Here is a 24989-nt window from a genome sequence, read left to right on the forward strand (position 1 = left end):
GGGACGGTAGCGCCCGACCGGCGACCGTCGACGTCCACCCATAACGCCACACCGTCGCCGACTGAAGGCAGCACCTGCCGGCGGGCTGGAAGCCCGCCCCCCAAAGCCCGGCGCTGCGCATCCGCCGAGTCACTCGCCGTGGAGCGTGCCCGGGCCGCATCCGCCTCCGGCTCCCGCGACACATCCGGGTCGGACTCCGGAGCAACCGCTGCGTTCGAGCGCTGCGCGACCTGCTGCGCCGTCTCGTCTGCGAAGACGAACCACCGGAACGCTCTCGACAGGGCGTCGAACTCGGCTTGCGCTATTCCCAAGCCCCGCAGCACATCCAGGACACGCTGGCGTCCGTTCACCAAGGCCTCGGTGATCGCCTGCACATCCCCTGCGGTCCGCACATGCGCGGGCAGGGTGTCCAGGCCCACCCGCACCGACTCGGTCAGCGCCTCCCGGGCATGGGCAGGGTCGCCGGTGTCGAATGGATCGGCCGCACTCGGCTGGTATTCAGTCGTCCCGTCCGGCTCGAATCTGAGGCGGTCGGTCGCTGCCGGTTGCCGAGCATCCGTCGCCTCGGTCTGGTCCGCGGGCTGCGCCGCGAACCTCGGGTTTCCCGGCGAGGAGTTCGCGAGCTCGAAGGCCCGGTCCAGTTCGCGAACGAATTCCCGTTCGGCCTTGTCGAGGTCGGCGGATGTCATGCGGCGCCATCTCTCCGGCTGCCGCAGCTCGGCTTGTACCTCGCGCAGCCGCTGGGCTGCCCGCTCGAGCCGGTCACGGCGGTCTTGCAACAGCCGCAGTCGCCGTGTCCACCGCTCCACCTGCTGTGCTGCATTCGCCCGCAGCGCCGCCGCTTCCGGGGCCGGGTCGGCCACGGCGAGCTGCCTGGACAGTTCCCGTTGCCGGGTATCCGCCGTAACCAGTGCTGCTTCCAGGCCGTCGAGTACGTCGACCACTCGGTCGTCGGTGTCGTCGAGCAGTCGAGCGGCTTTCAGCACCTGGTCCAGCGCCTGCAGCGGCTCGATCAGGGCAACCACTTCCTGGTCGGCTCGGGGGCCGAACTTTTCGAGCCGTTCCGCGACCATGCCGACCCAGATCGGATCCATATCCGTACCTTCGTCGGCGCCCATCTGCCTGAGCTGGTCGGTCAACGCCGAACGCTGCTCGGTCAGCCACCGCACCGTATCCGCGACCGGGTCGTCCGGGGACACCATGAACCGGCGACCCTCCTGCGCGATGGTGTCTCTCGCGTTCGTCACGCGCAGCTGGATCGCGGCCAGTTCGACTCCGAGACCGATCCTGGTGTCCCGTGCCGAATAGAAGACATCGAGGTTCCCGACCGCGCCGTCCAGACCGAGATGCAGATCGAGTTCCAGCTGGCGGATCCGGTGTTCCCGGCGGTCGACCAGCTCGACCAGCTCTATCAGCCGACGCACCTGCACCCATTCCCGCACCAGTGGTTCGAGCCGCGCCAACCGCTGCGGCTGCTGTGCCAGCACGCGGCGCAGCTCGCCCAGGTTCGCGGTCGCCGGGTCCACCTCGGGCACCCGCTGCAGTCCGGCCAGGAGGATCTCCTGCCGGTCGCGCAACGCCTGCTCACCATCCGCATCCGGCCGCGACGCTCCGGCACGCCAACCGTATTCGGAGACTCCGAGGATCTGCTCCGGCCACAGCTGGGGTTCGGACAGCTCGTCGAGTTCCCGGGCCTTCTCGGACAGCCGGGCCGATGTGGCGGCCAAAGACCGGAACTGTTCGCTTCGCGGATCAGCCCGATACAACTCGTTCAGCTCCGCTTCCAGCCTGTTGAGCTGCCGACTGCGGTGGGTCAGCCGATCGGCTTCGGCATACATCGCCCGGTGGCTTCGGGAGATGGAAACCGCTTCCGCCAGGTGCCGCAGCCGCCATGAGGTGACTTCCCTCTTCGCGACGGCGTCCAGCGCCCGCGACAGCTGTAGCTCGTCGGTCAGGGTTCCCGCAGCCAGCCCGAGGTGGCCTTCCAGCTCCGAAACCAGCCTGGGATAGCGCTCCGCCAGCTCTTCGCGGGCTCCGGCGTCCGCCGGATACCCCCGGTACACCAACAGCTGTGCATAGATCTCGTCCACCCGCGCGTCGGCGTTGCGCCGCATGCCGACCAGCGCTCCCGGCAGCCGGCCGTCGACCGGGTCGTCCGCTTCCGTCGGCTGCGCCGGCGGCGTTTCGTCCGCGGCTGCGTCCCGGTCACCCGAACCGGCGTCGCCGTCGCCGTGGTCCGAACCGGCGTCGTCGAGGCGGCCGGAGTGCCTGCCGGTGATCTGGCCGACGTGCGGGCCCGGGGCCGGCGGGGTGGTGAGCTGAGAATCCGGGTCCAGCGGGTCGGCAGGGTTTCCTTCCGCGTCGACGGCCAGCGGCTCTGCCGGTTTGCCGTCCGCGCCGAGTTTCACACCGTGCACGGTGCGAACCAGGCCGGCACCCTCGGCCGGGATGAACTCGCCGACCAGGTTGCCGGTGCGGTCGAACTTCAACAGCTCGCCCTCGTGGTTGACCACGAAATAAGCGTGGAAGTGGTCCTCGCTGTAGGACTCCACCACCAGGACGCTGCGCCCCGAGGCTGCTTTCCGCTGCTGCTCACGCTCCTGCCCGGTCAGGGTCTGCCCTGCTTCGGCTCCGGTCAGCCAGGCCTCGACCTCGAACAACCCGTCGACGCCGGCCCCGAAGTAGCTGAGGTGTCCACTGGCCTGCCACGACATCGCCGCACCCGGAGTACCGCTGTCCTCGGGTCGCGTGGTGGCGTGGTCGACCGGTGCGTCCGGCAGCGTGACCGCACGCTCGCTGCCCAGCACACTGCGGTACTCGTCGCCCAGCACCGCAAGGTAGTAGTCGTTGGCGGCCTGCCCGGCCAACACCACACAGTCGCCGTCCGGCTCCGGTAGCGCGACCGGACGCGGCTGACGGGCCGGGACGATGCGCTCGGCTTCTCGCGCCTTCCGAGCGCGGTAGACCCTCTCGACCTCTGCCGGGAGCGCCCACTGCATCCGCTCGGCACCCGACTTGTCGGCCCGCCGCACTTCTTCGTCCGCGCGGCGGTATTCGGTGAGAGCCGGGCCGATCGCGTTGAGCGCGAATACCTTTGCACCCCATGCTCGCAACTGCTCGACAGTCGCGGCCGGATCGGCGAGCAGTGCCGCGAGCACCTGCTGGACTCCCACCCCGCCCCGGATCATCGTCGGCAGGCTGTCCCGCAGCATCTCGGTCGCATCGGCCAGCGTCTGTTGTGCCTGGGCCAGCGCAGCATCCGCCTGCCGGTGGTCCGCCAGCGCCGATCCGACCGATGCCAGTGCCTCGGGTGTCGCACCGCGGGTCCGGAACTGGTCGATCGTTCCCGCCGGATCGGCCAGCAGAGCCGATGCGAGCGGTTCCCGGTCCATCGTCGGCCGCATCGCCTCGGGCAAGCCGGCGCGTGCCGTGCTCACCGCGTCGACCAGGGACAGATATGCCTGATTCCGGGCTCTGTCGGACCGTCGATACTCCGTCACTGCGGATCCGACCGCGGTGAGGGCGTACTCCTTGGCCCCCCAAGCCCGCAACCGCTCCGTGGTGGCCTGCGGATCAGCGAGCAGCGCCGCGATCGTGTCCTGGACTCGCACTGCGTTCCGGAGCAGAGCGGGCAAGGTGTCGCGCACCATGTCCACCACGTCGGTCAGCGACCGCTCTGCTTGTCCCCGCTCGATGTCCAGTCCGAGGCGGTCACGCCAATTCTTGTCGGGGGCGACGTGCGTCACGCTGCCGTCCATCGCAGGCAGATCCCCGGCCAGGAAGTCCGCGTTCCCTCCGGGCAACGGCTCAACGCGCCCGGTGAGCGCACTGAGAAACATCCCGGACGCAAGGAGTCCTATTTCGCCCGTGGGGTCCCACGGCGGCCGCGACGACGGGTCACCCAGGACGGCTTCCGGGGCAAGGCCCTCGGTCAGCCCCATCCGAGTCGGGTCCAGCAGCTCGAGGGTCTGCCGCAGCTGGTCATCCAACTTCGTCGCATTTTCGAGGTACTGCGCGATCAGGACCTGTGCCTGGGGGTCGAGGTCCGCCATGGCGGCCAGCTCCCGGCCGTCACGAGCGGTAGGGCCGAGCTCACCCAACCGCTCGGCCACGCTCTCCCAGGCCTCACGGCGAAAGCGTGCCTTATTTTCCAGGTCATCGCGTCTGAGTTGCAATGTGTCTCGGCGTCGCTGCAACCGCTGCTGTTTCTCCAGCGCATGCTCCCGCTCCGGCGAATCCGGAGCGTCCCGCTGCAACAGCTCGACTTGCAGCTCGGCTTCCTGCAGTTGTTCGTGGATCTGCCACAGCTGTTCTTCCAGCTGCTCCAGCACGCCGAGGCGCAAGGTGTCCGCCAACATCAACTCGAACACCGACGTCTGCACGATATCCAGGGCGGCCAGCCGCCGCAGCACCCTGTTCTCGTCCGGCTCTTGCGCGTCGTCAGGTGCCGGACCCAGTTCCGCATTCCGGTCCGCAACCCAGTCCGGGGTCAGCTGCTGCTCGAGGACATCTCCGAGCAGTCCCGCCAATTGCTTGGCCAACTCCGTCCGGCGATCGTCCAGCTGCTGCTCCACGTCGGCGGGCAGATTGTCCGGGTGGAAGCCGAATTGCCCAATCGAGCGCGACAGGAGTTCGTAATATTGTTCGCGCTGTTCGGTTTCCGCCATCCGGAGGGCGACCAACTCACTACCCAACCCGACCGTCGCGGTGTTCGTCGGAGTCTGCGCGGGAACGTAAACGGCCACCGCGCGCAGCTTGTCGTCCAGTTCGGTTTCCAGCGCGTCCAGTTGATTCAGGGCCATGACCGCCGCATGCAGCTGCACGAACTTCTGCACCCGCGTGCGCAGCTCCGCAGGCACCTGCACGGCAGTCACGCTCGTCAGGTCCACTTCGGCCAGCTCCGGGGCCAGCTCCAACTCGAAGCCGAGAAGTGCGAATTCTTCCCGCAGCTGCGCCTCGACTTCGGTGTCCGGTCGCACTTGTTCGGGCTGCCAACCGTATTCCAGGGCGACGACCTGTTTCTGCCCGAGTCCGCCACGCAGTTCGGCTCGCTGTCGCGCCGCCGATGCCAGTTCGGCAACGTCCTCGGCCTGGACCCGGAATCCCTCGGTGTGCGCACCGGCCAGGTATTCCTCGGCCAACCGGGCCTCCACCTGGTCGAGCCGCTCGATCCGCTCCGCGAGCCGATCGGCCTCGGCCAGGACCATCATGTCCTTGTGCATGTCGGGCAGGGTGCCGAGGATGGACTGCTCCGCAAAGCCACTGGGCTCCAACGCATCCAGTTCTTGTTGCAGCCGTAGCGGATCCGACTGCAGCGTCCCCCGAGCCAGACCCAGGATCTCCTCCAACCACATGATCTGGCGTCGGTACATGCCCTCCTGGATTTCGCGCCCGCGCGAGGAGCGTTCCAGCGCGGATTCGGCGCGTCCGGACAGCAGCTGTGCATGCAGCCGTTCCAGTTCCGCCACCTCGGCACGCCGCAACGCCACCAGCGACTGCGGCAGCCGCCCGTTGTACGGCTCCCCGGCCTCCGGCGGCGGCAGCGGCAACACCGGTCGGCCACCGTCACCGACCCGGCTGTACCGGGCAGCGGGTCCGTCCTGGTCGTCGCCGGGCTGATCCGGTGTGGCAGCGTTGTCTACGGTGTCTTCCGATAGTGCGGCCACCGCAGTCGGCGAGGGGGCCGCCAGCCGCCGCTCGGTCAGGCGCAACTCGTCATTCAGTTCCTGTTCTCGGGCTTCGTACTGCCGGGTCAGCGCGATCGTCTCCGGATCGGTTCCCGGACCCACCGTCCCGACTTCCTCGTAGAGGCCCAGCCGCAACTCGAGCCACCGCTCGTCAAGCCGTTCGCGCGCCGCGCGCCAGTTCTCCAGCCGGATCTCCAGGTTGGCGCGATACCGGTGCAGCTGTTGCTCCCACTGCGTCAACCGCGTGTATTCCGCGGTGGCGTCGGTGAGATCCGCTCCCTGGCGCCGCAGCAGCTCGAGGCGACGTTGCGCCTGCCGTTTCTGGTCGTTGGTCAGCCAGAGGTCTGCCTCCAGCTGCTGGAGCACCTTCAGCCGCTCCCGATCCACCGCCGCGAACTCGGTCACGGTCTTGATCACCATATCCAGGAGGGCCAGCTCCTCCAGCACCTCGACCAGCTCCGGGTCGTCCACGCCCGGTTCCAAGTCCATCTTCTCCCAGACAACCCATTCCGGTGTCATCTCCTGTGCGGTGACATCCTCGTACAGGGTCGCCAAGCGGTTGGTCAGCTCGGTCCGCTGCTTTTCCAGCCGCTGCGCCACATCGTCGGGCAAGTGGTCCGGGTGGATACCGAACCGCCCACCCCGGTTCAACAGAAGCTGATACAGCGGTTCCCACGACTGGGATTCGCTCAACCGAAACCCGATCAGCTTGCGGCCCAATCCCACCACCGTGGTGTTCGCCGGCTGTTCCGCAGGCCGGTGGGCAACCGCGGCGAAAAGTTTGTCGCGCAATCGAGTTTCCAGCGCGTCCACCTGTTCCGCGTCGGCGTCGAGCTGGCGCAACATCGTCACCAGCGTGCGCATCCGCTCGAATTTCCCGACCTGCTGTGCCAGCTCCGCAGGCACCTGCGCTGCGGTCACGGTGTCCAGGTCCACCCCGGACACGCCTGCCGCGTCCAGCGCTATCTCCAATTCGACTCCGGCGACGGCGAATTGCTCCCGCAGCTTTGCCTCGGCTTCCGAGCTCGGACGCGAATGCCCAGGCGGCCAACCATATTCGGTGTCACCCAACACCTGCACCGGTGTGAGTTCCCGATCGAAGATCTCCGCCCGCTGCTGCGCCAGCTCAGCTATCTCGGCAACCGTCTCAGCGTGTTCCAGGAATTCCGCGCGGTGCACACCCCGGCGGAATTCCTCGTCCAGCCGCCCTTCCAGCTGGTCGATCCACCCGATACGCGCGGCGAGCCGATCGGCCTCGGCGAAGCGCAGCATGTCCCGATGCAGGTGGACCAACGGCAGCAACTGCTGCACAGCAGGACCGAGCTTCGACTCCAGTTGCCGGTATCGCGCACGGTCCTTACCCAATGCGTCCACTTCCCGTTGCAGCCGTCGCGGATCGGACAACGAACCATGCTTCAGGTCACTGCCTTGCTCCAACAATGTGATCAGGCTCAGGTACCGCTCCCGCAGTGCGGAGCGCGCCATCGATCCCGGCTCCAGCGCCTCCTCGGGCCGACTGGTCGACAGCTCCGCCTGCAGCCGCTCCAGCCGCTGCACATCGTTGCGGCGCAATATGACCAACGGCTGCGGCAGCACCCCATCGGAGGGTTGCTCCGACCCCGGTTCCGGCAGCGGCGGCGGCCCGTCCCCGTCGCCGACTCCGCGGCCCCCGGAATCAGGCCCGTCGTCGTTGTCGTCGTTGTCGTCGGTGGGTTCAGGCCGCTGCGGCATGGTGGCGTCCTGCACCGGGGCGAGGTCGTCCGGGTCCAGCTGGATCACGGTGCCGTACCGATCGATCGCGACAACCCCACGCAGCCCTGCGATCGGCCGATCGCCCAGCAGCCGGACCAGATCCGGGATTTCGACCGTGGCATCTTGCAGGTCGAGCACAACCCGCTGAGCCCGAGCTTCCTCGATGGCATGCTCGATCCAGGAACGCAGTCCGTTCTCCCCGATCTCACGTGGCGCGATCGGTTCGAACACCGCACCGTCCAGGCGCAGTTCTTCCCCGGCTTCGACCTGGAAGCCGGCGCGGGACAGGGCCACCGCGGCGGGCCACTGCGACAGCAGTTTCCGCTGCTGCCAGATAGTGGCCACTTGCCCGCGGACCCTGGACAGGAACCCGGACACCGCGCCCGCCTGCCCGCTGTCGCGGCCGCCGAAGCGCAGCCCGCGGACCCGGCCGCGCGGCGCGGACCGGGCGATGATCGCCTTCCGGTCCCGGCCCTCGACGAACGGCTGCCCCTCGACCTGCTCGCCGACGACGATGCCGAGTATCCGGCCCGGCTTCATCTTCGCCCGCGAGTCGAACCACTCCTGCACCTCTTCGTCGCCGACCCAGCGCCGTTCCCGCCCGCCGACCATCTCGAACACTTCGACCTTGCCGTCGGCGCGCTTCTTTATCCCGAATGCGTGCGCACCTTCGTCGCCGAATTCCATGACCCCGGCCACCGCCAGGCGGTTCTTCGAATTCCTGACCAGATCCCACACATTGCGCAACCCGGCCGCGCCGAGTCCGAAACCATCCTTCTTCCACTCGAACCCGACCCCACGCGCGATCGCCTCTTCCAGCACGCCCTGCTCGCGGCCCTCCTGCGAATCGTCCAGCCCCGGGCCGACCACTGCCTTGATCTCGACCTGGAACTCGTTGATGAACCCGACCATCGGCGGTGCACAGTTGAACAACGGGCCTTTCCGGAATTCTCTCGGAAGGGTGAAAGTGGCAGTTTCGGCACCGAGCTCCGGCAGGTCGGCAGTGGCGACTCGACCGGTCGCCGGAATATCCGTCGGAATCCGGCTGCCCTGCTCGGCCACGGCTGTGTCCGCCTGCCGCCGTTTCGGCGGCACGTATCCGAGCCGTTCGGCCACCTGCTCGATTCGCTGCCTGGTCTCCTGGTCCACCTGTGTTCCGTCGACAAAAGCCCGTTCGACGTGGGAGTTGCTCACCCCGGCGGTGGCCGCGATTTCGTAAACAGTGACCGGACGCAGCGCACTCCGGACCACGCGCAACGCCGCAGGGACCTTCTCGGCCAACTCGAGCGCACCACGCAACACCGCAACCGCGACGGAGTCCCGGTGGCGGTTCAACTCGCGGGAAACGGCGGCAATGTTCCGACGCGAGCCACTCTCCAGCAACCGCCGCAGGGGTTCCCCCTGAACGGGGTCGAGCGCGTCCAGCTCCGAGGCCGGCAATGCCCCGTTCTGCCACGCCGACCACACCCATTCCAGTGCCACGGCCGGGCGCAGCGAACCGTCGAAGGCCTGGACGTCGCCGACATCAGCCGAGAATTCTTGTTGGACAGCCGGTGTCGGCTCAGAAGGCGATTCCGCGGTGTCCACCGACGACGCAAGCTGTTCGGGTCGGTATCCGTAGTGCTGCACCGCCTCCCGGATCCTGGACACCTTGGCCGGATCCGATATCGAGTTGCCGAGCAGATAGTCGCGAACCATCGGCGTCCCCACCCCGGCCCGATTCGCGACGTTGATCAACGCAGTCCCGGATGCGCGGGACGAAGTCCACCCTTTGTCCCCGGCCCTGGAGTGTGGAGGCGTTACTTCCTGGAATTCCCGCCAGTCCACCGCCGAATAGCGATCGATCAGCGAGGCCAGTTCCGGCGACACGAGCGCCATTGCCCGTCGTGGTTCCGTCCATAGGTGCTGTGTATCGGCTGCGCGCGAATCGGCCCTCGGCGGGATACCCAGGATCTGTCGCAGCTCGTAGTTCGACTTGCCGGTGCTCGCGGCAATTCGGCCTCGGAGGAGCTCGAACAACCTGAAGCGAGACGCTGTGGGCCGCGTACTGGCCTTGCTCAACTTTTCCTGGTGTGACTGTGCGGTTGAGATCAACCGCACGCGGCCGCCCAGCCAGGCCGCAACTCGGGCGGCCACGTCCGGGTTGCGCGACAACTCCTGCCACTGCTCGGGACCGAGGGCATCGATCGCGCCTTGCAGGATCGCCAGCGCGTCACGCAACCGGACTCGGGTCAGCTGTCCCGGCTTCAGCCGCAGCTGCCGCGACAGCTCGGCGATCAGCTCCGCGTGCCGCGCGAACCCGGGCGGCTGTGCCGCCGGATCCACCGGACCGGTCTGTCCCACCCGCAGGTTCCGTGGGTCCGGGCCGGGGGTTTCCCCTGGCAGTTTCAGGACATTGCCGTGGCGGTCGAAGGCCATCGCCCAGATGTGGTCCAGGGTATCCACATCCACGATCGGGTACTGGCCGAAGGTCTTGTTCGTCGGGTCGGTGGGATGGATGACGAGTTTGTCAGTGTGCTCGTCGTACTCGGCCACTAACTGGGCGATGTGCACACTCACCCCGTAGCGGTCGGTGAACCGCGAACCGTAGAGCACCTGCATGGTCGCGCCATTGCGGTCCTTCTTGTCCATCCGCGACAACATCAACCGGAACGACTGCTCCACAATCCGGTGCGGGTTGCCCGCGAAAAACGGGAAGTGTTGCGGGGTAGCGTTATTCGCTGCTTCGGCGTGTTCGCCTACGGTTACCCCGGCCAATCCGGCCCGCAACACCCGGACATTCCGGTTGCCGGTGGTGTCGCGCAGCACTCGGAGGTTGTCCGGGCTGCACTGGTTGACCGACACGTCGGCACCGGGTGTTTCGTCCAGCGCCACATTCAGCTCGGCATGCACTTTCCGCACTTCGGCTTCGGCTTCCCGGAACCGGTCGATCGCCGCGACCAGCTCCCGCAGCTCCTGGAACCGGGTGACCCGGTCGGCCCGATGATCGCGCCGTCGGCTGGTCATCGCGTCGGCCCAGTCCTGCGCCCCGACTTCCTCCGGGTCGGTCGCCAGGATTTGCGCCGTCGTCGTCCAATTCAGCTTCGGGCTTGCCGCCAATGCCTCCAAGTAGCTGTCGCTCAACCGCATCGGGTCCATGCCCAACAGCCGGGTCGTCGCCCGGTGCGCCGTGGCCAGCTCCCGCCGCAACCTCGCCTCGACCGCCGGATCGGCCAACTGTTCCACCCGTGCGACCTTGTGCCGAGCCAGGGTCTCCTCGACCGTGAAACCGCGCACCGGATTCGGCTGCAGCTGCGGATCACGGACATCCAACAGCTGTGCGGCGAGCCCGTCCACGCGGAACAGCAGCTGGTGCGCCCGGCTCAACTGCGCGTATTCGGCCTCGCCCTGTCGGAATTGCGTGGAGACAGCGTAGAACTCGGGTTCCAGTGCGGCGAGCCGGCGCACCAGGAGCTGCCGCCGTTCGATCTCTTCCAGCTGGATCATCAGCTCGAACGGCTGCTCCAAGTCCGGCGCCACCGCACCGTTGCGCGCGCGTAACGACGCGACCACACGCTGCATCTGCACCGCGGAGGCGACCTGGTTCGGGTGGAACCCGCTCTTCAACAATGCTTCCCGAGCGGTTTCCCGCGCCTGCTGCAACAGCAGCCGCTCCGACGACCGCGGATCCAGCAACGGGTTCTCGCCCAGCTGCGTCAACGCCCGCGCATGGCGCTCCCACAACCGGACCAGTGGTCTGGGCTTTACCGCCGCATCTGCCGGCACCTGCGCTATTGGACTGAATGGCACATTCCGCTGATCCGTTGGGTGCGATGTGCCATTCAGCCCAACCGGTTGGTCGAAGTACATGGCCAGGTTGCCGTGCTCGCGGGTTGCGACAATGACGTCCAGGCCTTCCTCGGACAGTTCCATGGTGAATTCACCGTCGGCGCCGGCCAGTTTCATCGCAGACGTACGGCGCGTCACCGCGGTGTACACGTCGGTGGCGCGCTTGCGGTCACTCCAGCCCGAGGTCAGATCCAAGAGCAACTCGCTTGCGGTGAGCACCCGTCGTGTCTGGTCGGCACGCAGATGGGTGCGCACCGTCACCACCCCATCGACGACCTCGATGTCAGTGACAGGGCTACCGTCGGTAGCGCGCAGCTGGAAGCGATAGGTATCACCGCTGCGCTCGAGCCCTCCGACCAGCGTTCCGGCAGCCACCATCTTGGTGCCCAGCGACACGATCGCAGCCCTGGTCTGCACAGACAGACCGGGTAGCGCGTCCACCGTCGCCACCAACCGAGCCTGGGCGGCGGCATTCCGCTGCGCGGCGAAATCGCGCGTGGCGTCCGGCGCTATGGCCGGCATCGGTTCTGGAGCAGGGACATCGGGTTCGACCGGCTGCGTGGGCGTGGTCTCCATGAGCACGGCCAGACCACGCGCATCCAGCCGACGGACGGCCGCATCTTGTTGCGGGAAGGCCAAGAACTGCTCGCACAGCTCCTGCATACGGTCGCCTGCCGCGGTTCCCTTCAGTTCGGTGTTCGCCTTGATCAGCAGTCGAGCCGCCGAGGATGTGGTTACCGCATCCGGATCCTCGTTGAGGAAGGCCGCCAACCGCGTCCGAGCCTGATCGTGTTCAGCATGCAAATCCTCCCAGTGCTGGTAGCCGGCAGAGATGTCGCACACCCGGTTGAACCATGCTTGCGCCTGGTTGAAAGCATCGACTCGGCGAACGAGGTGGGCCTGGCTCGGATCCCGCCGCAGTATTTCCAGGTCCACCGACAACAGGGCGAGATCCGCCAACTTCCTTGCCGACAACTCGGGCAACTCGCCCCGCGCCCGAGCAATAGCACGTTCCGCTTCCTGCCATTCCTCGACTATTGCTGCTTTTCGCGCTGCAACCGTGTTCGCATCCAATACGACATCGATTTCCGGAATATTGCCGTTGGCTTCGTCCCAGGAATCGCGGTAGATTTCCGAGTAGGTTCGGCCGGAGAACATCGGTGTGCGGTGTCTCAGGAATTCCCGCAACGCCTCGAACGCCGCATCCCCGTCGGATTCGGTGTTGTACACCTGCTCCTCCGGGGTTTCCGGGATATCCCGATCAGGTCCTCTGAGCTCCCGAATCGCATCAATTCCCATGATGTGCGCCGCGGTTTCCTCGTCGAGCATCTGGTCGACATAATCGTCGCGAGACATCTTCATCCGGATCTGGGACGCCGTTCCTTGCCTCCGGCCGTGCTCCAGGTCCAGATAACCGGCCGCGCGTACCATCGCGGCCATCAATTCCTCGTCGGTGGCACCGGCATCGAGAATCAGCATTTTCCGTGCCGGATACAATTGTTCGCGTCGTGTTGCCTCGATCAAGAAGCGAACACCGTTGTCCGCCAAAATTTTCGCAGCCCATTGCCCGGCCTGGGTCCGGGCCAGCAACCGAAGAACTCGCTCTGTTCGCTGTCGGGATGCTCTCTCGGCGAGACCGAGCCATGAAATTTCCGGCTCCTCGTTGCGGGCGGCGGTCTGTGGTGTGCTGATCCGACCGGCCAGCACAACCCCCTGATAATCGACCGTGACCCGCAGATACTCGATCTCGACCTGGCCGCGGTCGATGTTTCGAGCGAGACCCGGTCTGGCACTTCTGATTTCGCCGAGAATCCGGGCATAATCACTGCTGCCCGACGCGACAAGCAGCCGCTCTCGCGCGCCGCCGGACATGAGCACTGCCTGATGATGCACTGGTCGGCCCTGAAGTTTCTTGGCATACGCGGCAATCACGTCGCCCACTGCCAGCTGTTCCAGATCATGAGCGACTGCGCGGTCCCGTACAGCCATCTGCGAGCGCAGCGCGACCAGATCACGCAGGATCAAGGCCCCCTGCTCATGGCGGCGCTCATCACGCTCGGACAGCGCATCCGGCGGTGCCATAGCAAACCGTTCCGACTCCGCAGCAGCCGAGCGGTCGACCACCTGCAGATCGCGGGCAGCCGCAAATTTCTGCAGCGCCAGCTCTCTCAGCTGCTCGGCGACCTCCGTCGTGGTCGCCCTGTGCAGCAGATGGGCTTCATTTTTACGGAAGTCGTCCCAATCTTTTTCAGCCGAACGGGTGTAGGAATAATTCGGAATACCCAACCGCTTCTGTAGGGCTTGCAATCCCTCCTCATGGGCTCTGTCTCGTAAATCGCCCTTGGACAGGGTCGAGTCTTCGTTCCGGGCTTTCGCATAAGCTTCGTCGAAGGTCTCGAGATAGAGACTTTCCTCGTCGCGCAGCGAGGCCGGGTAACCTTGCGCCTGCAAGGCCTGCACCATCCATGCCTGTCGGGCAAATGCCAATGCCTCTTCCCGAATCCGGGCATAGACATATTTTTTCCGAGTCATTGTGCTCGGGTTCGGGGTCTCCCCGGACAGGAAGAGCTCGGCGTGCACAAGCTCATGAATCAGCGCCTTGGCCTGGTACGCGTGATCCTGGCCTCGGGTCGCGATCTCGGCTGTCACGAGGTCATAGACGAACGATCCGTGAGTGTGGCCTTCGAGCGTCGGACGATGGCTGATCCGGAGTGGAGTGTCAGCGTCCAATACCTGACTTGCCGGCTTTCCTGGCACGGAATCCGCCAACTCCCGCACTATGTCCTTCGTGGTGTCCAACACCACCCCGACCGCGAAATCATCCTCGCCACTGCGCAATTCGACGTGACCGCGTTCGTCCGTCAGCGAGAGCGTCTCGCCGTCGGCGGTGACGAACAACGCCAGCACCCGCCCGGACGGATCCGTGGCCGACGGGGTGAAGTCGTCGACAATCACGTCCGCGCCCACGTCGCGCTTCTCGACCCGGCGGGCGCCGTCTTCCACGTGCAGCACCAAGCGGTAGGCGTGGCCGAGGCCGCTGCGTGAGCCGTTGCCGAGGTCGGCGGGCTCGAAGACCAGCACCGAATCACCGTCGCGACCATTGGCTTTCAGCAGCCGCCATGCCTCGTCGACGCCGGACAACCACTGCGAGCGCCGGATCTCGTCGACCCCGGCCTCGGCCTGGTCGGCAGTCGGATCTACGCCGGCCAGGGACGATTCCACGGCGCTGACGCGAGTCCCGGCCGCACCGGCTCGTGGCAGCGGCACGATGTCCTCGCGCCCGGTCTGCGTCCGGACGTCGTCGACCACCTTCGGGCCGCACTGGAACTGGTCGAGCCCATCGGCACCGGTCCCGTCCCCAGTCTGCCGCGGCGAAATGTAGCCGACCTGACCGTCCAGCTGCCCGGGCCGGAAACCCGAGTCCCCGGACCAGTTCGCCACGGCCTGACCGGTGAGATCGGTCAGCGCGAAACCCGCGTTCGAGTCATCGCCGTACCGGCGCAGCAGAGAGCGGATCAGTACCTGGTCCGGCTCGCTCGCTCCGCCGAGAGCGCGTGCGGCAGCGCCTGCAACAGTGGCGGCGGCAGCCGCGTCGCGCCAGCCGGCCGCGATCCCTTCCAGCGACGAGGCAGCGGAGGGCGGCGCGCCCAGGTACGCGGCGGTGCTCGGCAATCCGCTGGCCGACTTCTGCCGCAAGTGGACGACCGCGTCGGTCCGGTCACCGCCGAACTGTCCACCGCCGTCACGGTATTCGGTCAGGTCGGCGATAAAGGTGACGTGGGCGGTACCTGCCTGGATGGCCGCGGCAGCCGGTTCGCTGGTGGTTTCGGCGCCGCCGGCGAACTGCAGGGTCAGCGTCCGGGACTGCTCACCCGTCCGCAACCGCTTGCTCAGCTGCTGGCCGAATGTGGCGGCCCCGCGAGGCAGCTGCGCCCAGACGAGGTGGCTGTTGCCGGCGAACACCGCCATCTTCGCACCGTCGGCGAGTTCGGCCATGGCGGCAGCAGCCCGTTCGGCCATGTGCGTTTCGTGCTCGGCAGCCGACAGCGACGCGGTGTGCGGGGCCTCCAGGGCAACCACCCGGATACCGGCGGCCCGCATGGCGCGCAGCACAGCCATACCGTTCTCCGCGCCGTAGAACGCCTCGCCCAGCCGGGAGTCGTCGCCGTCGTTCAGCAGGTCGAACGCCTCGTGGTGCGGTGCCGCGAAACCGAACACCCGCACGCCGGCTTCGTACAGTTCCTCGGCCTTGCCGATCAGGTGCGAGCTGATCGCACCGTTGCCGAAGTCGTCGCCGAGCAGCAGCACGTCCTTGCCGTCCAGCAGCTCGGTCCAGTTCACCTCCCGCCGCTGTCGGGCTGCCGCGACCAGCACCGAGTCCGCCTCGGCGGGGCGGATCTGCGAACGCCACCGCTTGGAGGTGGCGGTGTCGGTGTTCGGTGCCATGATCCCGGTTCCCCGGTCCATCTCCCGCCGCGCACGCTGCGGCCGCGACGCACGTCGCACCTCATCCGAGGGGACATTCGAGTCGGGCTCGGGCCGCGGTGGCCGCCACCCGGTCACTCCGTCCGCCAGATCGCCGGCCCTCGCACTCGCCTCTGCCATGCCCAGCTCGAAGCCCGGCCGGCGCGCGGCCCGCAGGACCGCCTCCGCAATCGGGCGCTGCGCCAGATGCACGACACGAGCGACCTGCGCATCCTCGTATTCACCGCCGTTGCGGTGGTATTCGCCGAGATCGACAGCGAAGTCCCGCTGCCCCATTCCGGCGGCGCGCGCCGCCGTGACCAGTCTCGGGTCCCGCATGCCCTCGGCGGTGCCCCCGTCGAACCCGATCACCGTTGTCGCGTGTGCGCCGCCGACCAAGCGCCCGGCCAGCGGTCGCAGGCCGTACCCCTCGGTGCCCAACTGGGCGTCGAAGATACCGGCCCGCACCGCGACCGCGCCCGGATACGCCCGCATCAGCTCGGTGACCTTCCCGGCCACGTGTTCGGCATACTCGTCGCTCAGCCGCGGCACCGATCCCTCCGGAGCGAGCCCGACGATGGTGATGTCGGCGGCTGCCATGGCCCGCAGGACCTCGGCGGAATGTACCCCGAAGCCACAGTCCACCCCGGTGAGATCGACGTCTTCTTCGCCGTTGTTCAGCGCATCGAACGCGTTGTGGTGCGGGGCCATGACCCCCCAGAATTCGATGCCGGCTTCCTTCAGCTCGGCCGCCTTCCGGACCAGGTACTCCCCGACATCGGGCAGGTCGTGCCGATCACGCAGCAGCACAATCCGGTTGTCCCCGACCAGCTCGGCCCAGTCCACCCCCCGGTCACGCTGCTCCCGCGCCAATGCCACCAACGCCTCGTCGACCGGTGGCCGGTGGCCGATCATGATCGGGTTCTGCGCATCCGGGTGCAGCACGGGCCGGTCTTCGAACTTCACCATCGGACCCTTGGCGCCGATTTCGACGCCGTCGATCCGCCCGGCGCCGATAGCGGCGCGGTCCAGCCAACCGTCGATGTCGTCCGGGCCGATCCAGCCCTTGTTGTAGTGGGCGATCGGGTCGGCGTTGTCGAACACCACGACCCGGCCCAGCCACGACTTCGGCAGACTGTGTTTGTCGATCAGGTCCTTGGTGACCCGAATGACGTCGAAAGCGTGGTGGCCCACGTTGTTTTCCAGCTCGATCACGCCGGCGACAGCGCGCATGCCGCCGAAGCGCACGGCGTTCACCGCCGCGGACAGCCCCCGACGGCCGTAGCCGAACGGTTCCTTGCGCCAACCACCATTCAGTGCGAGCGCGTGCTGCTGGTCGGTGATTCCGTTCAATCGCAGGTCATCGTCGACAACCGTCGGTTCCATCCCCAGCTGCTCGGCGAGCGCGGGGAACGCGTCGATGATCCGCTGCTGCGCCTCGGGACCACAGATTTTCGGCTGTTCGTTGTCGAACAGGTGCTCGTACAGGTAGCCGATATCCGGCGAGATGTCCTGTTCGACGGTCGCGGACTCGGCCAGCCACGGTCCGTTCGCCACGATCCGGCCGGCATCGGCCACCGATGCGGTGCTGAAGCGGTACCGCACGCCGTTCTCGTCGGCGAATTCCCGCCGCGGCTGGCTGATCCATTCCCGTTGCAGCACAAAGACTTTGTTCTCGGCATCCCAGTACACCGCGGTGCCCGCGGGCAGCCGCACGTACTCCAGGTTCGCGTCCGGATGCGGTGGGGTGAGGTAGCCGACCGCGAAACCACCGTGGCGTTCCCGCATGCCGAGCTGCGGGTGCTCGAGGGACATGTCGTCGCCGTGCAGCGCGACAGCCAGCACCATGGGGTGCGTCAGCCGGCCCCGCCGCAACAGGCCGTCGACGGTTTCGACGTCGGTCAGTCGCGGGTCGTCGGGGGCACGCAGCTCGGCATGCGGGAACAGGTAGCTGTTGGTGGCGTGGAAGCCGCCGAACGGGTCGTTGTCGTCCCAATCCGCCACCCGCTGCAACACCGCGCTCTCTTCCGGGGTGAGCGTAGTGCGCTGGTGCCGGTCCAGATCGGTGTACGCCAGGGCGGTGGTCTCGATCGCGCGCACATCTCGGGTGGTGATTTCGGCCCGGGCCACCAGGTGTTTGGCGGGGGTCGACAACTCGTCGAACGCCTGGTTGCCGACGCGCAGCTCGGAATCGGCCAGCAGCTCGGCCAACCGCCGCGCCTCGATATCCCACTGCAGGAAGGTCTCTGCCTCCTCGACCACAGCCTCCAGCGCGATGAACGCGGAGCACAGCTCGAGCAGCGCCACGGCTTCCGGTTGCTGTTGTGCAGTGGGTTCGGTCAACCGCCGGAACAGCGCGACGGCCTGGTCACCGGTCAGTGTCTGGGGTGTCGCCGTGGCAAGTTCCGGAGCGAGTCGGGTTGCTGCCACCGCGCTCAGCAGCCGCTCGGCGGCCTGCTCACGCAGTTGCCGTTGCCCGGGCAGATCCACTGGGGCAGCGTCGTGCTCGGTGTTGTACTCGGCGATGGCGTCGTCGCGAAGCTCCCGCGCATGGTCGCGTTCCCGGACCGCACTGTCGATCCTGCGCGCCAGTTCGTCGGCCTCGGCCTGGTCGGCTAGATCGGCCAACCGCTGCATCGCGTCCAGCCGGGCCACGGCATCGGCCAGCTCGCCCAGCTGTGGCTGCTGCGCCAGGTCTGCGAGCCTGCGCAAGGCGTCCTCGACAGCGTGGTGGTCGACGTCCAGGTGCTCCAAGTCCTGGTCCGCGTCGAACACATCGAGCAGCTCGAACAGCGTGTCTTCCCACTCGTCGCACCGACGCTCGGCGACCGAACGCCACGGCGGATCCGTGGCATCGTCCCGGGCGGCCGCGGCCAGCGTCCGGGCCTCGACAGCCAGCGTGGCGTGCGTCGCGATCCACTCACGCAGCCGCACCGCCCATTCCGGTCCGCGGGCCACCTCGGCCAGCGCGGGCAGACCGGCTTCGCCGTGGTTGCTCAGTTCCGCCTCCAGCCGGGCGACTGCAGCGGATACCTGGGCGCGCAAGGTGATTCGTTCCGGATCCAACCCGAGCAGCCCGGCCAGCTGCTGCCACGCCTGATCGCGCAGCTGCGCAGCGTCCTGCCACGGCACGCCGATTTCGGCGGCCAGCGCATCCCGATCGGTCTGCAGCTGTTGCAGTCTCCCCGGCCCGGTCGGGCCCGCATTCCCCCGATACTCAAAAGACTGCTCGCCGTGCTGCAGCAGGTCTTCGGCTTCGGTGATGACCGTGTCGCGCTGCTGCTGCACCTCGACATACGGTCGAGCGGCCGCGGCGAAAGCGTCGATGCGCTGCTGTTTCTCCGGGTCGGCTCCCCTGCTCAGCTGTGTGAGCACCGCGTCCAGATGTTCCGGCGACCGCAGTTCCCGGATCGGGTCGGCGACCAGCCCGGCCGCCGCCGTTTCGAGTTGCTCGGCATGCTCGCGCATGGTCAGGCGCAACTCGGCGGCGCGCACCGCCAGCGCGTACAACCGGGCCCGTTCCCTCTGCGACAGCGGGCGGAACGGCCGGCCGAGGTTGTCGAAAACGACTGCCTGCGTGGTTTTGCGGCCGTTGCGCCGTGGTTGCGGCGGGAAGCCCTGGACGAGGGCGCCGTTACCACCGATCACGGTGAGCTTGCCGCCGAGGTTGACCACCACGTAGCTGACCGTCTCGTCGGTGCCCTGGTAGATCTCGGTCACCACCATCAAGGCACCGGACTGCAGCCCGGTCAGCACCCGCGCCACGGCTTCGTGGTCGCCGAATTCCTGCGGCCGCGCCCCCAGTGCGGCGGCGGCCTCGAAGAGGGGCACCGGGCCGTCGCCGGGCCTGCGCTCGATCAGTCGGATACCAGTCCTGCTCCGGAGATGCCCCGTCGGCCCGACAAGCCCGAAAGCTGTCATGACGGCGGCGACAAGGTCGAAGGACGGCACCTCGCTCGCCTCGACGGTCGGCCGATTCGACAGGATCCGGGCCAGTACCGAGTCTTGTTTCCGAAGTTCCGCCTGTGCGTCGTGCAGGGCGGCTTGCAGCGGTGTCAACTCGGCCGGGTCGCGATGCAGAAGTTGCGGGGCCGCTAGCTGTTCCGGATCCAGGCCGAGTTCCCGGACTGCGGCATGCAGGTCGGCTTCGGCCAGATACTGCGCCAGCACCGCGCGCTGGCGGCGACCGTTTCTGCTCAGCAGGTCGGCGAGGTCCCGAGTCAGCTCGTCGAGACGAGGCACCGCAGCGATGAGGCGGTCGGTCAGCCGGGCCTGCTCCACATCCGCGGAGTCCGTGAAAGTTGCCAGCAATCTCTGCCGAGTTCGCGGCCAGGCGGTGTCTTCCAGTTCCTCCGAGGTCAGCCCCAGCCGGTCGGCCAACCTGGCCACTTCGTCGGCGACCCGCTGTTGCTCCGCGACCGCGGCGAACAGCACCAGGAATTCCTCGAACCGGTGCGGCACCGGTTCGAGTTCCGAATCCGGCACCAGCGGAGCGTCATCGGTGAGCGGCTCGACCGCCCTGCCGTCCGCGGCGTAGCGGATGGCGTAGACCCGAACGGCATCCGCCCGGGCACCGTGTGTCGGCGAGTCGTATTCGGATTCGACGGCGAACGGCACATAGTCGTCGAAATGCCGCCAGGTGGAGAAGGCCGTGGTCTGCCCGAGGTGGCGCGCGGTCTTGTACACCCTGGCGTTGTCGCTCGCCAGGACATAGCGCACCGTGCGGCCGTCGGGATGCTTCTCGACGATCAACGCCGACTCGTTTTCGCGCAGCTTCTCGGCCAATGCACGCAGGCTCGGCACCCGCCGCAACCGGCCACGAGCCCGCTTCTGCAACTGCGCGTCGGACAGCTGGGCGATCGGCTCGTCGACCAGGTCGACCGCATCCGAGCCGTACCGGTCGGCCAAGGTCTGCAATGCCGCGGCACCATCCGCAACCCCGGCGCCCATCGGGGCGGGCACGCTGAACTCGGCCGGCACTTCCGGGTCGGACAGTGCCGCATCCAATTCCGCTTCGGCTTCCCGCAACACGTCGATTTCGTGCAGCCAGGTGGCCCCCATCAGCCTTTCCAGCTGCCGGATCCGCTCCACCCGCGGCTCAGGTCTCCGACGCTCGGCGTCATGCAGCTCGATCGCGCGTTCCCGGATCTGCGGGGCGTTCTGCACCGTGATCGGCATGTCGACGTCGGCGGCCCTGGCTTCCTCGGCGAGGAAAGACAATCCCTCTGCCTGATGCAGCATCCCGGTGTAGTACCGGCTGCCCGCCGCGTCGAGCGCGCGCAGCGCAGTGTCCACCCGACCGTATTCCTCGACCGCACTGCGCAATCCGGACGACGGGGTGTTTTCGAGGCCGGCTGCCACAACCGAGGCAGGCGTCCCCGGTGGCAAGTCGAGAGCCGCCAGCGCCAACTCATAGGAACTGCGCAACCGACCCCATCGCAGACGCATCGCATGCTGCCTGCGGGTCAGATCCGCGAACTTCGTCGCCGCCGGGTCCTCTCCGTCCACCGGGGCACCGATCCGCCCGACGACGCCCGCGGTCGGGCGGGTGTCGACATCGACGACCGCGTCGAGGTCCCCGTCGAACTCGATGCCCTCGATCACCGGGTCACCAGCGGCCATCTGCTGCATCCAGGCATGGATCGCCTCGTCACCGATGATCCAGTCGCCGTGCGCGTTGTCGAACACCACCAGGTCACCGACGGCCGGCATGGGGTGATCCCAGAGCAGGTCCGGGTTCGCCTGCAGTAGGTCCGCGGTGACGCGCATGAACATCGCGGCGTGTGCGCCGAGTTCGCCGTGGTCCGCCACCACCGCGATCGCACCGCGGCGGTCGGGACCCTCGGCATGCATCGCGTCGTAGGCGGCCTGCATCCCGGCGGCGCCGCGGCCGAAGGGGGTATCGCGCCACCCGGCGACCAAGCCGCGCGCGAAGTCCACGTCGGTCATCCCGTTCAGGAACAGCTCGTCGGTGAACTCCGCCGGGGTGATCCGGGATCCCCTGGCCCCCAACAGTTCCTGGAAACGCAGCTGCACTTCCAGGCCACAGATTTTCCCGAGCTCGCTGCCTTCGGAGAACACTTCGTCGCCGAGCACCTCGTCGGCGAGGGTGATCGGGCGCGGCGGCGTGAGTTCCGGGAATCCATCGCCGGTAACCGGGTCCACCGGCAGCGGCAGCGGGTCGTCCTCCTTGAACTTGCTGAACCACATCACCTTGCGGTAGGGCTCGTGTTCCTCCGAGGCAAGCGGGTATTCGCCGACGCGGTCCGACAACTGCATGGCCAGCCGCCTGCCCCGGCCCCGTTCGTGCTTTTCCTCCTCGGTCTTCGGTGCTTCTTGGTGCTCCGCCGCCACTTCCGGGGTGGCGTCCGAATCAGATTCACCCGCCGGTATATCTGCAGCCGGCTCGGCGTCGGACTCCACCGACGCGGCATCCGGCACATCCCCGAAATCAGCCGCGTCGGCCCCCAGACCCTGCAAAACCGCATCCAGATCGATCTCGGCCGCAGGGCCTTTTGCCGGCTCGGCGTCGGACTCCACCAACGCGGCATCCGGCACATCCCCGAAATCAGCCGCGTCGGCCCCCAGACCCTGCAAAACCGCATCCAGATCGATCTCGGCCGCAGGGCCTTTTGCCGGCTCGGCGTCGGACTCCACCGACACGGCATCCGGCACATCCCCGAAATCAGCCGCAGCAGCCCCCAGACCCTGCAAAACCGCATCCAGATCGATCTCCGCCGCAGTATCCCCTGCGGGTTCGACGGCCGATTCCGCGACCGATTCCACCGGCGTCACACCCAGACTCGCGTCCAGCACGACGGAATCGATGGCTTTCTGGCTGGCCCCCTCGGCTACCGCGTCGAGCTGTTCCTGCGCCGCCGACTTGGTGCTGGGCGGCAGTGCCGGTGGGAACTTCGGGCTGGTATCGAACAGCTCCACCAACACCCGGTCCGAGGTGAAGGTGGCACGCAGCTTCACCGGACCGTCGGTGTGATTCAAGGCGTTACCACCCCATTCGGACAGCGCGACAGTGGCGTAGTAGGCGCTGTCTCGCGTCCAGCCACGCTTGCGCATCAAGTCGCGCAGCCAGTGCCGCATCTTCCGGACGTCCGCTTCCCGCACATCCGGACCGATTCCGAAGACCTTTTCGTGCTGCTCGAATCCGGGCGCTTCACGGCCGTCGGCAGGGCGCTCGAAGAACTCGAAGCGCAGCGTGTCCCGCCGCCGGTTGTGGCTCTCCCCCCGCTGCCACCGTTCGGAATTGGCGGCGACAGCGGCCAGCGGTGCCTCGGTCAGCCGCGCCCCGATGAGCTCGAGGTCGATCTGCAGTCGGCGGCCACCGGCGTCGCCGACGATTCGGGGGCGCATCTCCACCCGCGCCTGCGGGGTGTCGGTGAAGATCGCGTCCAGCGTGGCAGCCAATGCCTTGGCGGCCCGCCCGTGCTTCTTCGGATCGGCGTCCAACAAGGCATCGGCACGGCCTGGGCCTTCCCGGTCCCCCCAGCCGTGCCAGCGCACCAGGTCCTCGACCCGGTCGAGCACCTCCGTCCGACGTTCCTGCCAGACCAGGTGGTTCAGCCTGGGTGGTTCGAATATCTCGACCGCCATCTGGGCCGCGGTCATGCTCTTCGCCCGTTCCGGGGCGGCGAGCTCCTCATCGGAGGTCAAACCTTCGAACGGCCGGATCTTCGCCTCTTCCACGGCGGTGCTCTTGCCGAGCTGCCTGGCGAACACCTCCGCGTCCACCCACTGCTCCTGCAGCTGTGCGGCGATGAACTCCAGCGCCGTGGGGGAGCGTAGATCCGCACCGTTCGCTTCGGCGGCCATCACCAGCCGCAACGCCTCCCGCGCCTGCATCCGGTTCTTCAGCTGCCAATGCGGCGGCAGCAGCGCATAGGTCAGGCTCGCGATATCGACCAGTTCGCTTTCCGGAGTGTTGTTCCCGATCGGCTCGCCTGTGCGGGTGCGCAGCTGCGGGGAGTAGCTGCCGTCCTTCCGCCGGTACAGACCCCGATACGCCTCGTGAATCGCAGTCGCTATGTGCTTCACCAGCCGCTCGGATTCGACCCGGTCCTGCACCGAGGCAGCTGCCGCCGCCTTGCGCGCGGCGATCTGGTTTTCCCGCCTGCTCTGCCAGTTCTCGGAGGATTCGACAGGTTCGTCGAATCCGACAACCAACTGCCGCACATCGTGGACGAAATCGCGAACGGCCTCGCGAACGAAATCCGCTTCCAAGGCCGCGGCTACGCGCTCCGCGGGCACTTCCCGGTCCAGTGGGAAGAGCTCCCGGAAGATCTCACGTTGGTCCGGAGTCAACCGATCCAGAGCGGACTGCAGGATTTCCGGTAGCGCACCAGCCAGCCAGCCACGCTTGACCTCGGGAACATTCGGATGCGAGAAGGCCGCCCACACTCGTTCGGTGAACGACTGCCACCGCCGGCGTTCCTCGGGCTCGACGGCAGGGGACCGGGCGTCCTCCAGAACAGCGGGGTACTGGGTGTCCTCCCGAATGAGATCGCCGATATCCCGCATCAGCGCATACGGGTTGGCCAACAGCGTCGCGTCGTGGACGAAATCGCGGACCGCCTCACGGACGAAATCCTCTTCCAGGGCCGCTGTCACCCGCTCCGCAGGCATTTCCCGGTCCAGCGGGAAGAGCTCCCGCAGGATTCCCCGCTGTTCCGGAGTCAGCCGGTCCAGAGCGGTATCGAGGATTTCCGGTGCGGCACCGGCCAACCGGCCGCCCTTGACCTTGGGGACATGCGGATGGGCGAACGCTGCCCACACTCGCTCGGCGAACGACTGCCACTGTCGGTATTCCTTGACCACCGAGCCGACCAGACTGCCTATATTGGCGGCGATATCGTCGGTGTCGGGTGGCGTTTCAGCGAGTATCCGGTCGTGTGCCCGCTCCCGTAGCCGCCCGGCCACGTTCTTGTCGGTGATCTTGTTGGTCTTCAGACCCCCGCGAACCGCGTCGTCGAACCGCTCCCGCAGTTCTCGCAGCGCGGCCTGGTCACCCTGACGAGCCTTCGCCGCCAGCTCTTCGAGGCTCATCTCGGCCTCGGGCACAGCCGCCGGCGCGCCGATCGGGCCTTTGATACCGACACTCGGCCGTTCGGCGAATTCAACGATCGGGTTGAGGTTTTCGTCGAGTTCGATGCCCTGAATCACCGCATCCCGACCAGCAACCCGCACCGCCCACGCAGCGATCGCCTCGTCACCGACAATCCACCCGCCATGACGACGGGCAACCGG

Annotated in this window: 1 protein-coding gene (running past one end of the window); it reads right to left on the bottom strand. The window is 67.4% G+C overall.

All coding sequences use genetic code 11. The features are described from left to right. A protein-coding gene (locus AB4Z47_RS20060; RefSeq protein WP_441952809.1) for a sigma-70 family RNA polymerase sigma factor crosses the window boundary here: on the bottom strand, positions 1–24905 show its beginning. 37297 nt of this gene lie to the left of the window's left edge; only the first 24905 of its 62202 coding nucleotides appear in the window; the start codon lies at positions 24903–24905; the stop codon falls past the left edge of the window. Positions 24906–24989: the final 84 nt, after the last annotated feature.

Source organism: Nocardia sp. 2TAF39 (genome assembly GCF_052114905.1).
GTDB lineage: Bacteria > Actinomycetota > Actinomycetes > Mycobacteriales > Mycobacteriaceae > Nocardia.